A 13,199-nucleotide genomic window follows, 5' to 3' on the forward strand; every position below is an offset into this window, starting at 1 on the left:
ATGTGCATTGACGCATTGATGGAAATCAGGATTTTTACTGGCTGCAGATACTTTACGCAATTCCTTGTCTTTACCAGACAATTCTCTTGGATCCGCAGCCCAAAATGTGAATTTTCACGGCTGCCACAGCGTCACTTCATTACTCAGTTTACGATTGAGGAAAAAAGCGGCACTGATTAATGCAAGATGCGTCAACGCCTGCGGCATGTTACCCAATGCTTCGCCGTGCGAAGTGAACTCTTCGGCATACAGACCGAGCGGATTGGCGTAACTCAGCAGCTTTTCGAACTCAAAGTGTGCCTCATGTACGCGACCCGCACGCGCCAGACACTCCACATACCAGAATGAACAGGCGGCAAAGGATCCTTCGCCACCGGTTAAAGCATCGGCAGGCGTCTCATGAATGTTATAGCGTCGAACTAAACCGTCGCTCACCAAATGCGTTTTAATCGCGTCCAGCGTCGAAATCCAGTCGGGATCGGTGGAGCTGACAAAGCGTACCAGCGGCATCAGCAGCATCGAAGCATCAAGGAAGGTTCCGCCGCGCGTAGCGGTGAAATGGCCCAGTTCCGGGTTCCAGAAGTTTTGCCAGATATCATCGCGGATCTCGCTGCGCACCTTATCCCAGCGTTCGTACGGCATCGGCAATGAACGCTTCATACCTAATCGCAGCGCACGATCGAGCGCCACCCAACACATCAGGCGTGAATGCAGAAAATGCTCCGGCTCACCGCGCATCTCCCAAATCCCAGCATCGGGCTGATTCCAGTTAACGCAGACGTAATCGATCATATCGGAGACGTACTTCCAGCCGCGATGTGAAATCGCTTCGCCATATTTGTTGGCGAGATAAATGGCATCCATCAGCTCGCCGTAAATATCGAGCTGCGTCTGACGCCAGGCATCATTGCCGATGCGCACCGGGCGTGAATTGGCGTAGCCAGAGAGATTGAGCAACTCGGTTTCGTGCAGTTCGGTGCCGCTGTCGAGGCGATACATCACCTGTAAGTGTGGCGTGTCGTCGTGGCTGTGTTCAACGCAGCGGCCGACCCATTTGGTGAAGTCACGCGCCTCTTCGGTGTAGCCGAGGCGCATTAGCGCGTACATGCTGAATGAGGCATCGCGGATCCACGAGGCGCGATAATCCCAGTTGCGCTCGCCGCCCAACTCTTCCGGTAAGCCAAAGGTGGCGGCCGCGGCGATTGAACCGTGCTGATGCGAGGTTAGCAGCTTTAGCGCCAGCGCCGAACGCGTCACCATCTCCTGCCAGCGGCCACGATAGGAACTGTGGCTGCTCCAGCGTCGCCAGTATTGCAGCGTGTCATGGAAACACTGCTCGGTGGCGATCTTGGCCACGTTGGCATCGTCATCGTTGCCAAAGACAAATTCGGCGGTTTCACCGGCTTTCAGGGTAAATTCCGCTACCGCGCTGTGATTTTCGCGCGTCATCACCACTGTAGCGCTCAGGCGCAACGTGGGTTGTCCGGGCGCCAGAAACGCGATGCCGCCGGGCCGCAGTTCGGTGGTGGTTTCGGCGCGTGCATAGTCATGGCGCGGGGCGCACAGCAGATGAAACTTCGCCGTGCCGCGTACCATCTTCACACGACGCACGATACGCGGCACTTTGCTGTGTTCATCGCAAATCGGCATGTAATCGGTGATCTCTGCCACGCCCGCGTCATCCAGCCAGCGGGTTTGCAGAATATTGGTATCCGGCAGGTAAAGCTGTTGCTGGCGGGCATGTTTCCAGTCCGGCGCGAGAGAAAAAAGGCCAGCCTCATCGCTGTCGAGCAAGGCGGCGAAAACCGACGCGCTATCGAGCTCGGGCCAGCACAAATAATCGATGGTGCCGTCATTCGCGATCAGGGCGCAGGTGCGTAAATCACCAATCACACCGTGGTCGTCTATTCTTCGTTTTATCTCGCTCATCGTGCCCCCTAATGCGTATGTAATTGTTAACTATAGACGAAACGGCAGATTCGGCGGCCCCGAGGCACAGAAGGATAACTTCTATACTGTAAAGACACCCTCAATCAGGAGAATGTTATGAGCTCAGGAAAACAGAAAGTCGCTGTGGTTACCGGATCCAGTTCTGGCATTGGTCGCAGCTGTGCGGTGATGCTGGCCGAAGCGGGCTATACGCTTGGCATCACCTGGAGTTCGGATGAAGAGGGCGCCCAGGAAACCGCACGCATGGTGGAGAGCCGTGGACAGCAGGCGCAGGTGCGGCAGGTCGATCTCTCCGATCCGCAAGCTGGCGCGCAGCAACTGGCACAGCTGATCAACTCGCTGGGGCGCATCGATGTGCTGGTGAGCAACGCCGGCGTGATGACCAAAGCCGACTTTCTCGACGTCACCTTTGAGGATTGGCGCAAAGTGTTCAATGTGGATGTCGATGGCGCGTTTCTGTGCGGGCAGATTGCCGCGCGCCATATGGTGGATCAGGGCGACGGCGGACGCATCATCAACATCACCTCGGTGCATGAACACACGCCGCTGCCGGATGCCACTGCTTATACCGCCGCCAAACATGCGCTTGGTGGCCTGACCAAGTCGATGGCGTTGAGTCTGTTGCCGCACCACATTCTGGTGAACGCGGTCGCGCCGGGCGCAATTGCCACTGCAATGAACGATATGAAAGATGATCAGCAAGGGCGACGCATGCCGGAAATCCCGATTGGGCGTCCCGGCGATACGCGCGAAGTGGCGAGTTTAGTGGCGTGGCTCTGCTCGGAGTGGGCAACCTATACCACCGGACAATCGTTTATTGTCGACGGTGGTTTTATGCTGGCCAATCCGCAGTTTAAGGGTTACCACCAGTAATCAACCGGCGCGGCGGCGGTTCCAGTGGCGAATGATAAAGCGCAGGACAATGCCGAAAATCACCGCCGCCGCCAGCCATAATACCGGCTTGAGGTGCTGATCGATCTTGTGCAGCCAGGGCGCGACGATCTGTCCGGCGAAGTAGCCGAGCGAAACAAAGATCAGTGACCACAGCGCCGCGCCAATCACGTTAAGAATAAAGAAGCGCAGCGGCTTGAGATGGCTGGTGCCGATGATGATCGGCCCGACAATGCGAAAGCCATACATAAAGCGCACGCCAATCACGAACAGGCTGGGATGTTTGCGAATCAGCCGATTGGCTTTGCCGATGGTTTCCTGATGTTTACTGAAACGGCGCAAAATACGCGTGCCATAACGACGTCCCAGCCAGAACAGCAGCTGATCGCCAATGATGCCGCCCGCCATTGCCGCCAGCACCACGCCGCTGAAGTGCAATAAGCCTTCATGCGCCGCCACACCGCCCAACAGCGTGAACGTTTCCCCTTCGGCGATACAACCAATCAGAAGCGCCAGATAACCGTATTGGGTGATTAATCCATTGATATCAAGATGCAAATTATCCTCCCTGCAAAGTGTGAAATCGCTATTAGTGTATACCAGCGGCTTAATTTGTGTGGCGACCCGCAAAAACGGCGCTGACGATTATACTTGAGTTAACGCTGCCTCCGTTGATCAGGCCGTTAGCTGTAAGGGCAGCCCATCGCAGCAAAGGAGTAGATGTATGAATCATGTCTGGGGTTTACTGGCGCATCCAGGTCAGGAAATGCGCGATATTAAACAGGAAAATGAGAGCGTTTCGCACCATTACACCCATCATGTTCTGCTAATGGCGGCGATCCCGGTGATCTGCGCCTTTATCGGGACCACGCAACTGGGCTGGAATCTGGGCGAAGGGCAATTCGTACAACTCAATCTACTGACCGGTATCGGTCTCGGCATTCTGTTCTATCTGATTATTCTCGGCGGCGTGGCAGTGATGGGGCGGGTGATCCACTGGATGGCGCGTAACTATCCGCAGCGTCCTAGCCTGCAGCGCTGCACGGTGTTTGCCGGCTATGTGGCAACGCCGCTGTTTCTCAGCGGGCTGGTGGCGCTCTATCCGTTGGTATGGCTTTGCGTGCTGGCGGGCGCGGTGGCGCTGGTGTACACCGGTTATCTGCTTTATGTCGGCATCCCGGTGTTCCTGAGCATCGACCGTGAAGAGAGCCTGCGTTTCTCCGGTTCAACATTGGCGATTGGTGTGCTGGTGTTTGAGGTGCTGCTGGCGCTGACGGTGGTTTTATGGGGTTACGGGCCGCGTTTGTTCTGAGGTTAGCCAGGTCGCCATAAATGGCGACCCTACAAAAAACGCACCCACCCCGTAGGGTCGCCATTCATGGCGACCTTCCCCTAAAACGCACCCAACCCGTAAGGTCGTCTTTTATGGCGACCTTTTTAACGCCCAGAAACAATCTCGATAAGAAATTTCTCAGGTAAGTGCGTATGATACTGCTGCCAGCCCGCATCCTGTCTGGATTGTTGCGGGCGGCCTGTGTCTCAACACAGCGCAAAACTCCTTACCGGATTTTTTTGACACGATGTCTGCAAAAATGCGTATTTCCTTGCTGTCGCTGGCGCTGTTTGTCGCCGCGCCAGCCGCTGTAACGCCCGCGCACGCTGCGCCGGCGGCACTCTCTAACCTGGCGCCGATTGCCCAACCGCAAATCGCCTCCGGCAGTGCCATGATTGTTGATTTGGAAAACGGCAAAGTGCTGTTTTCCAGCCATCCTAACCGCGTACGTCCGATCGCTTCACTCACCAAAGTGATGACGGCGATGGTGGTCCTGGATGCCAAGCTGCCGATGGATGAGATGCTGTCGGTGGATATCAGCCATACCGCTGAAATGCGCGGCGTGTTTTCCCGCGTCAAACTGAACAGCGAAATCAGCCGCCGCAACATGCTGCTGCTGGCGCTGATGTCCTCGGAAAACCGTGCTGCCGCCAGTCTGGCGCATCACTATCCAGGCGGTTACGATGCGTTTATCCGCGCCATGAACGCCAAAGCGCGTTCACTCGGCATGACGCACACGCGCTATGTGGAGCCGACGGGCCTGTCGATTCAGAACGTTTCCAGTGCTGAAGACCTGGTTAAGCTGGTGAAAGCCACGCGTCAGTACCCGCTGATTGGCGAACTGAGTACCACCAAAGAAGATACTGCGGTATTTAAACATCCGAACTACGCGCTGCCGTTCCGTAACACCAATCATCTGGTGTACAAAAACGACTGGCGTATTCAGCTGACCAAAACCGGTTACACCGACGAAGCCGGGCACTGCCTGGTGATGCGCACGGTGATCAACAACCGCCCGGTGGCGCTGGTGGTGCTGGATGCCTTTGGCAAATACACCCATTTCGCCGATGCTAATCGCCTGCGCGACTGGCTGGAAACCGGCAAAGCCGCACCGGTTCCGGCCGCTGCGCTGGCGTATAAAAAGCAGAAGTCCGGTTTGACTGCCAGCAACAGCGAGGCGGAATAATCATTCGCAGGTAAGCTGCAATCTGTCGTAGGGTCGCCATTAATGGCGACCTGATTTACCCCGGCTACCGACAAAATTTCTTATCGTTAGCGCCAAAGTTTTACACCTTCATTCCTATAGTTTCAGTGTCGGCAACGTCTTAAACTAGCCGCCATTCACGATCGCACTTGCGTTTATCGGCTGTTATTGCGCTGGAATCTCATTCATATGTTCAAGTTTCGTCATCTGTTTACCCCGTTTTTACTGCTGCTTGTGCTGTTAGCCCCCACGCTGAGCGTGGCCGCTGATACGCCGCCCAACGATCAGGCAGAAGACGCCGCGCCCAAGGTTAACGCCTCGGTCGAGCTGCCTAAAATGCAGAAAATTCTCGACAAAATTAAAGGCCAGGTCTCAGGCGATACCAATGAAAGCCAGCTCAACCAGCTCAATGAGATGGCGCTCGAGCTTTCCGGTAATGCCGAAACCCTCGGCCAGGCCTTAGTGCCGCAGCGTCAGCAGCTGGATGCCCAGTTAGCGGTGCTCGGCCCGGCACCCAAAGCCGACAGCGGCGTGAAAGAGACGCCCGAAGTGACGCGCAAACGTGCGGCGCTGGAGAGCCAGAAAGCCAAACTGGACGATCAGATCAAACAAGCTGATGGCATCAAAAACGGTGCGCTGGTGCTGTCATCGCAGATCGTCAACCTGCGTCGTGACCAGCTGAAAAGCCAGCTGGCGCTGAACTCTGGCAGTATCCTCGGCCCGCGCTTCTGGGCGCCGGTGATGAGCAGCCAGGATCTCGATGGCGAGAAGATCAGCGATTTTATCGCCGAATTGCAGGACACCGCCGCGCTGTCGTGGGAGTCGGGCTGGCGTTTTGGCACCATCGCCTGGCTGTTTGCGGCGATGCTGGTGATGACGCTGGGACGCCGCTACAGCGAAGAGTTCTTTGCCTGGGTCAGCATTCATAAAATGCCGGAAGGGCGCTTACGTCGCAGCTTCCTCGCCGCCACCACCGCGCTCACCACGCTGGCGGCGGTGGTCCTGACTTTCAACTTCATCGCGCTGGCCTTTACGCGCCGCGACGAAGTCTCTGGCGATGTGCAGGATTTTGTCGAGCGTCTGGTGCAGCTCAGCGTCTATTGCGGCTTGATTGCCGGTTTAGGCCGCGCGTTCCTCTCAACCCGTCGCCCAAGCTGGCGTTTGCCGGCCATCTCTAACGAAGTGGCGCAGGCGCTAAAACCGTTCCCGCCATTCACTGCGGCGCTGGTGTTCGTTTTCCAGACGGTGGAAGCCTTCAACTACAGCGTTGGCACCAGCCTGAATACCACCATTTTTGCTAACGGCTTGACCGCGCTGCTGATCGGCAGCACCGGACTGGCGATCGGCATGCGCATCAACCGCGTACGCCGCCGCATGGTGCAGGAAGGCCATCAGCCTGAAGCGCGTTCAACGCTGGTGGGATTGGTGCAGCTGGCGCTGATGCTGACGGCACTGGGCATTCTGATATCGCTGATTATTGGTTACGTCACGCTGGCGCGCTTCCTCAGTTATGAGGTGATTTGGTGCGGCATCTTGTTTGGTTCGTTCTACTTCCTCAGCCATTTGGTGAATGACGGCTGCGAAAGCCTGTTCTCCACCAGCAATGCCACCGGCAAGCGCCTGCAAACCACGCTGAATATTGATGAGCGCTACCTGCAACAGGCGGCGACGCTGCTCAGCGCGCTGGGTAAAACCTTGCTGATTGCGATCCTGGCGCTGGCGCTGCTGAACGGCACTTTTGCTTCATCAACGCCGATTGAGCTGATCCAGAAGGTGATTGAATTCTGGGGCGGTAAAGGGCTGGAGTCGCTGAACATTGTGCCGGCGCACATGGTCAACGCGATTCTCTGTCTGGTGGTGGGCATTTACGTGCTGCGTTCGGTGCGTCGCTGGCTGGATAAAGATTTCCTGCCAAAAACCACCATGGACGTTGGTATGCGCGTGTCGCTGGTGACGCTGTTCAGCAACATCGGTTACGTGCTGATCATCCTGCTGACGCTGTCGATTATGGGCCTGCAGTGGAACAAGCTGGCGTGGATCGTCAGCGCCTTGTCGGTCGGTATCGGTTTTGGTTTGCAGGAGATCGTGAAGAACTTTATCTCTGGCCTGATTCTGTTGACCGAGCGTCCGGTAAAAGTGGGTGATCTGGTGAGCATCAGCGGCATTGAAGGGGATATTCGTCGCATCAACGTGCGCGCCACCGAAATTCAGCTGGGCGACAAATCGACGGTGATTGTGCCGAACTCGCAGTTTATCTCGCAGAACGTGCGTAACGCCACCATGGGCAATGCGCAGGGCGTGGTCACCATCTTGCTGACCTTCCCGCTGGATATTGATCCGGTGCGCGTGCGTGAAATTCTGCTGGAAGTGTATCAGGAGAATGAACGCATTCTGGAGACGCCAGAGCCGTCAGTGTCGTTTAAAGATTTGACGCCGGCGGGCATCGTGTTAAGCGTCACCGGTAACGTGGCGGGTCAGCGCCAGATTTCTGGTGCCAAGAGTGATTTGCTGTTCGATATTCTGACGCGTCTGCGCAAAGAGGGCATTATGCTGTCAACGCCGCAAACCATGATTATCGAGCGCCGCGCCATGGCTGCGGCACAAGATCAGCAAAGCGATCCGTTGCCATAAATCCGTAGGGTGGCCATTCATGGCCACCTTAACAACAACCGATCGGTCTCAAACCTTCACCGCCCAACCTTTCTGTTTACTGGTTTTGCCAATCCCCGGATTAAAACTATTGGTAGGATCGAGCTGCTGATAAAACGCCTGCAGCTGCGGTTTTGCCTGATACAGATGGCCGACGTTATGTTCGGCCGGATATTCGGCACCGCGCGCGGCTAAAATCGCCAGCATCTTCTCTTTCAGCGCATGCGCATCCACGCCTTTTTTCACGATGTAGTCCTGATGGAACACGTGGCAGAAGAAGTGGCCGTAATAGAGACGATGGCTTAAATCGTTATCGAACTCGGCCGGCAGGCGTTCAAACCACTCTTCATCATTACGACGCAGCGCGATATCCAGCGCCAGAATGTCCTCCACTTCATCGGCATGCACCGCGTGATAACGCACTGCAGCACCGGCGGCAGCAAAGCGATGCAGGAACGCGTGCGCGCCCTCTTTGGCGTCGCAGGCGAAGAACGCGCCGCCGCCTTCGCGGAAATATTCGGTCAGATAAGTCTGCGCTTCGGCCACGCCGTCGCCAGACATCTTGAGCATCAGGTGATGCTCATATTTATCGCGATACAGTTTAAGGCGTTTGGGCAGATGCGCCGGAAGCCAGCCGCTGACGCGCTGCAACAGGCGATCGGTGAGATGCGGTTTCACCCAGCTCAGCTTGCCTAGCCAGGCATCCACGCGGCCTTTGAGAGTGAAAAACAGCGGCATTTTGTCGGTGCCGAGTTTGTCGATCATCACGAAGGTATCTTTGCCGTACACCTCGGCGATGTCGAAAATGTCGCGGTGCATATATTCGCCCGCCACCGGCAGATGGGTAAACTCCGCCAGAATATGGCGACGAATATCGCCTAGCTCCGCCGGATTGTTGGTGCCGATATAGAACACCTGCTGCTGCGGTTCGGTGGGGAAGGTATCCAGGCGCACGGTAAACACCGCCAGCTTCCCGGCGCAGCCGGAGGCTTCAAACAGGCGGCGCTCATCGGCGTTGAAGCGCGCTGGCGTCTGCGCATTAATATCGCGCACGCGCTCGGCGTATTCGTGATCCGAGGCGTGACGCTCGTCCCAGCGCACATCACTCTGCTGCCAGCGATCGTCATCCAGCCGACCCAACATCTCTTCCGGAGAATGGCCAAGATCGATGCCGAGATGGTTTACCAGCTTGAGTTTGCCGCTGGCATCAATCTGTGCAAACAGCGCCATTTCGCTGTAGGCCGGACCGCGTTTGATCAGCGATCCGCCTGAGTTATTGCAAATTCCGCCCATCACCGAGGCGCCAATGCAGGAGGAACCAATCACCGAATGCGGCTCGCGCCCAAGCGGTTTGAGCGCTTTTTCCAGCTGATACAGCGTGCTGCCGGGGAAGGCGAGGATCTGTTTGCCGCTGTCGATCAGCTGCAACTTATCCAGACGCAAGGTGCTGATGATCACTACCGGACGATCGTAATCGTTGCCGTTCGGCGTGGAACCTTCGGTCAGACCGGTGTTGGCGGCCTGCATTAAAATGATCGCATCGGCGCTCACCAGCGCCTGCAACGCACGCCACAGCTCAAGCAGCGAACCGGGGAAAATCACCGCCAGCGCTTCGCCTTCGCCGGAGCGAAAACCTTTGCGGTAGCGCGCGGTTTGTTCTGCGTCGGTTAACAGGTTCGACGATCCGACCAGACGACGCAGTTCGGCGAGCAGAGTAGGGTGCGAAGTGTTGTTATTCATTGGCCTATCCTTGTCTTTAACATGGCGCATTTACTGTAGCACGCGTCAGCGACAGGGTCGCGGTGTGACATGGCGGCTACCTGCTATCCTCATCTTGTGGCAAACTGCCCCGGTTATTTCGATATTGCGCAGTCACTTAAGAGAACCCGACCTGATGAAATGGATTTACTCTGTTAGCCTCGCTGTCTCCTTAGCCATGCAACCCGCTTTCGCGGACGACTTGTTTGGCCCACATCCGATGACTGAACAGGCGCGCGACGCCTTTGTGAATCAGCTGCTCAGCAAAATGACCCTTGATGAAAAAATCGGGCAGATGCGTTTGATCAGCGTAGGACCGGATACGCCAAAATCGGCGGTTCGCGACATGATTCAGCATGGTCAGGTCGGGGCAATTTTCAACACCGTGACGCGTCAGGATATTCGCGCCATGCAGGATCAGGTGATGCAGCTCAGCCGCCTGAAAATTCCGCTGTTCTTCGCCTATGACGTGGTGCATGGTCAGCGCACCATCTTCCCGATTCCACTTGGCCTGGCGGCGAGCTGGGATCTGGATGCCATCGCTGAGGTGGGACGCGTCTCTGCTTATGAAGCCGCAGATGATGGCCTGAATATGACGTGGGCACCGATGGTTGATGTGTCACGCGAACCTCGTTGGGGACGCGGCTCGGAAGGCTTCGGTGAAGACACCTTCCTCAGCGCACAAATGGGCAGCAGCATGGTAAAAGCCATGCAGGGCAAAAGCGCGGCGGATCGCTTCTCGATCATGACCAGCGTGAAGCACTTCGCGGCCTACGGCGCAGTGGAAGGCGGACGTGATTACAACACCGTCGACATGAGCCCGCAGCGCCTGTTCCAGGATTATCTGCCGCCGTATAAAGCATCACTGGATGCCGGCAGCGGTGGCGTGATGGTGGCGCTCAACTCGCTGAATGGCACGCCGGCCACGGCAGACAGTTGGCTACTGAAAGACATCCTGCGCGGCGACTGGAAGTTCAAAGGCATCACCATTAGCGATCACGGTGCGATTAAAGAACTGATTAAACATGGTGTAGCCAGCGATCCGCAGGATGCGGTGCGCATTGCGATGAAATCAGGCATCGACATGAGCATGAGCGACGAATACTACAGCAAATACCTGCCGGGCCTGGTGAAGAGCGGCGCGGTGAGCATGGCGGAAGTGGATGATGCCGCGCGCCACGTGCTGAACGTCAAATATGACATGGGCCTGTTTAACGATCCTTACAGCCATTTAGGGCCGAAGGAGAGCGATCCGCAGGACACCAATGCCGAAAGTCGTTTGCACCGCGCCGAAGCGCGTGATGTGGCGCGCAAAAGCATTGTGTTGCTGAAAAACTGGCGTGAAACGCTGCCGCTGAAGAAAGACGCTACCATTGCGTTGGTGGGGCCGTTGGCGGATAGCCAGCGCGACATCATGGGCAGCTGGTCGGCGGCTGGTGTAGCGAAACAATCGATCCCGCTGCTGCAAGGCATGCGTAATGCGATGGCCGGCAAAGGCACGGTGCTGTACGCCAAAGGCGCTAACATCAGCGACAACAAAGGCATTCAGGACTTCCTCAATCTGTATGAGCAAGCGGTAAGCGTGGATAAGCGCTCGCCGCAGGAGCTGATTGATGAAGCGGTAGCACAGGCGAAAAAAGCTGATGTGGTGGTGGCCGCCGTCGGCGAAGCGCAAGGCATGGCGCATGAAGCCTCCAGTCGCAGCGATCTCGTTATTCCACCTAGCCAACAGAAGCTGCTGGCGGCGCTGAAAGCCACCGGTAAACCGCTGGTGATCGTGCTGATGAATGGCCGTCCTCTGACGGTGGTGAATGAAGATAAGCAAGCCGATGCGATGCTGGAAACCTGGTTCAGCGGCACTGAAGGCGGCAACGCGATCGCTGATGTGCTGTTTGGCGATTACAACCCGTCAGGCAAATTGCCGGTCTCCTTCCCGCGTTCCGTGGGCCAGATTCCGATTTACTACAACCATCTGCCAACCGGTCGTCCCTACAACTTCGCCAAACCGAACAAGTACACTTCGCATTACTACGATGCGGTGAACGGTCCGCTTTATCCGTTTGGTTACGGTCTGAGCTACACCACCTTTACTGTATCGCCGGTGAAGATGTCTTCACGCACCATGCCGCGTAACGGCTCGGTGGAAGCGTCAGTGACCGTCACCAACAGCGGTAAACGCGATGGCGCGACCGTGGTGCAGCTCTATCTTAACGATCCGGTGGCCAGCATCAGCCGTCCGGTGCAGGAGCTGCGTGGCTTCCAGCGCATCATGCTGAAAGCCGGTGAATCGCAGACCGTGAAGTTTAAGATCGACGTTGATGCGCTGAAATTCTGGAACCAGAAGATGCAGCACATCGCCGAGCCAGGCAAAATCAATGTAATGATTGGACTGGATTCGGTGCGCACTCAGGATGCGCAGTTTGATTATCTGTAAGTAAGCTTGTGGCGCTCTTTGGTCCGGTCAGCATGAATGCTGACCCTACATGTTATGCTTCACTGATTTGTAGGGTCGGCATTCATGCCGACCAGGTCAATGAGCGCACAAACCCATGAACATCCGCGAACGCATCCAACAGCAAGTCTTCCGCCTCAACGGCCTGTCACTCAACGAATTCGACATCTCGCAACCGCCTGGCGATCCCGGCTTATTTGGCCCGGATCACGTTATCTGGCGCGTCCACGGCGACTTCACCTCCATGCTGTGCGGCGGCATCAGCGCGTTGATGCTGCAAATGCTGCATCCGGCGGCGCTGGCGGGCGTGTGGGATCACTCCAATTTCCGTCAGGACATGATGGGCCGCCTGCGCCGCACCAGCCAGTTTATTGCCGTCACCACCTTCGGTAACACCGTGGATGCCAATATCTTGATCGACCGCGTCAAACGTATTCACCTGCGCGTCACCGGTGTCGATAACGCGGGCAAGCCGTATGCCGCCAGCGATCCGCATCTGCTCACCTGGGTGCACGTCGCGGAAACCAGCCGCTTTCTGGCGGCGCATCTGCGCTATAAAAATTCGCATCTCAGCCTCGCCGATCAGGATCGTTACTATCAGGAAGCGGCATTAGTTGCTGAAGCGCTGGGTGCGCAGCGGGTGCCGAAAAGCGTGCAGGCGGTTGAGGCATATCTTCAGATGATGCGGCCCGAGTTGATCTGCGATGCGCGCACGCTGGAGGTGATGCAGTTATTGATCAACGCGCCCGCGCCCAGCTGGCAGGCAAAACCGGCCATGCGCGTAATGCTGAAAGCGGGGATGGGATTGCTGCCGGACTGGGCGCAACAGCAGATCCAGCAGCCGGTTGCGCCGCTGACGCAGTGGCGAGTCGATCGGGAAATGGCGGTGATCGCCGCACTGCTGCGCTGGTCGATTCAGCGCGGCGCTTATACTCGTGCGATGCAGCGCATGGGCCGCTAAA

9 protein-coding genes are annotated in these 13,199 nt (G+C 56.7%); 6 read left to right on the forward strand and 3 right to left on the reverse strand.

Going from position 1 to position 13,199, the window contains the following annotated elements:
* Window positions 1-114: 114 nt before the first annotated feature.
* A complete protein-coding gene (locus NR302_RS06220; RefSeq protein ID WP_258144800.1) occupies window positions 115-1,929 on the reverse strand; it encodes a glycoside hydrolase family 15 protein in 1,815 nt (604 codons plus the stop codon).
* A 117-nt stretch (window positions 1,930-2,046) separates the two neighbouring features.
* On the opposite strand from NR302_RS06220, the gene NR302_RS06225 reads away from it, so the two are divergent.
* Window positions 2,047-2,823: an SDR family oxidoreductase gene (locus NR302_RS06225; protein ID WP_008102660.1), complete on the forward strand. Its 777-nt coding sequence runs from the start codon at window positions 2,047-2,049 to the stop codon at window positions 2,821-2,823.
* Here NR302_RS06225 and NR302_RS06230 read toward each other — a convergent pair whose 3' ends face one another.
* Window positions 2,824-3,399 carry a DedA family protein gene (locus NR302_RS06230; RefSeq protein ID WP_008102658.1) on the reverse strand — a complete coding sequence of 192 codons (576 nt, stop codon included), beginning with the start codon at window positions 3,397-3,399 and terminating at the stop codon, window positions 2,824-2,826.
* A 166-nt stretch (window positions 3,400-3,565) separates the two neighbouring features.
* On the opposite strand from NR302_RS06230, the gene NR302_RS06235 reads away from it, so the two are divergent.
* The 3 genes from NR302_RS06235 (at window position 3,566) to NR302_RS06245 (ending at window position 8,009) form a co-directional block, all read left to right on the forward strand.
* Entirely contained in the window at window positions 3,566-4,153 is a 588-nt protein-coding gene (locus tag NR302_RS06235) for a Yip1 family protein (RefSeq protein WP_258144801.1), read from the forward strand.
* A 268-nt stretch (window positions 4,154-4,421) separates the two neighbouring features.
* Window positions 4,422-5,360 (forward strand): D-alanyl-D-alanine endopeptidase, encoded by a 939-nt coding sequence (gene pbpG / locus NR302_RS06240; RefSeq protein WP_258144802.1) that lies wholly within the window; start codon window positions 4,422-4,424, stop codon window positions 5,358-5,360.
* Window positions 5,361-5,567: 207 nt separating this feature from the next.
* Complete coding sequence (locus NR302_RS06245) at window positions 5,568-8,009, forward strand: DUF3772 domain-containing protein (RefSeq protein ID WP_061717305.1); 2,442 nt, start codon at window positions 5,568-5,570, stop codon at window positions 8,007-8,009.
* A gap of 48 nt (window positions 8,010-8,057) precedes the next feature.
* Here the strand turns inward: NR302_RS06245 and dld are convergent, their stop codons facing one another.
* Complete coding sequence (dld, locus tag NR302_RS06250; protein ID WP_258144803.1) at window positions 8,058-9,767, reverse strand: D-lactate dehydrogenase; 1,710 nt, start codon at window positions 9,765-9,767, stop codon at window positions 8,058-8,060.
* Window positions 9,768-9,921: 154 nt separating this feature from the next.
* Between dld and bglX the strand changes: the two genes are divergently transcribed.
* Window positions 9,922-12,219, forward strand: a complete 2,298-nt coding sequence (gene bglX, locus NR302_RS06255; RefSeq protein WP_258144804.1) for a beta-glucosidase BglX — start codon at window positions 9,922-9,924, stop codon at window positions 12,217-12,219.
* 115 nt (window positions 12,220-12,334) lie between these two features.
* Window positions 12,335-13,198, forward strand: coding sequence for an oxygenase MpaB family protein (locus NR302_RS06260; RefSeq protein WP_258144805.1), 864 nt, complete (start codon window positions 12,335-12,337; stop codon window positions 13,196-13,198).
* Window position 13,199: the final 1 nt, after the last annotated feature.

It is taken from the genome of Pantoea sp. SOD02 (genome assembly GCF_024707505.1).
Classification (GTDB): domain Bacteria; phylum Pseudomonadota; class Gammaproteobacteria; order Enterobacterales; family Enterobacteriaceae; genus Pantoea; species Pantoea symbiotica.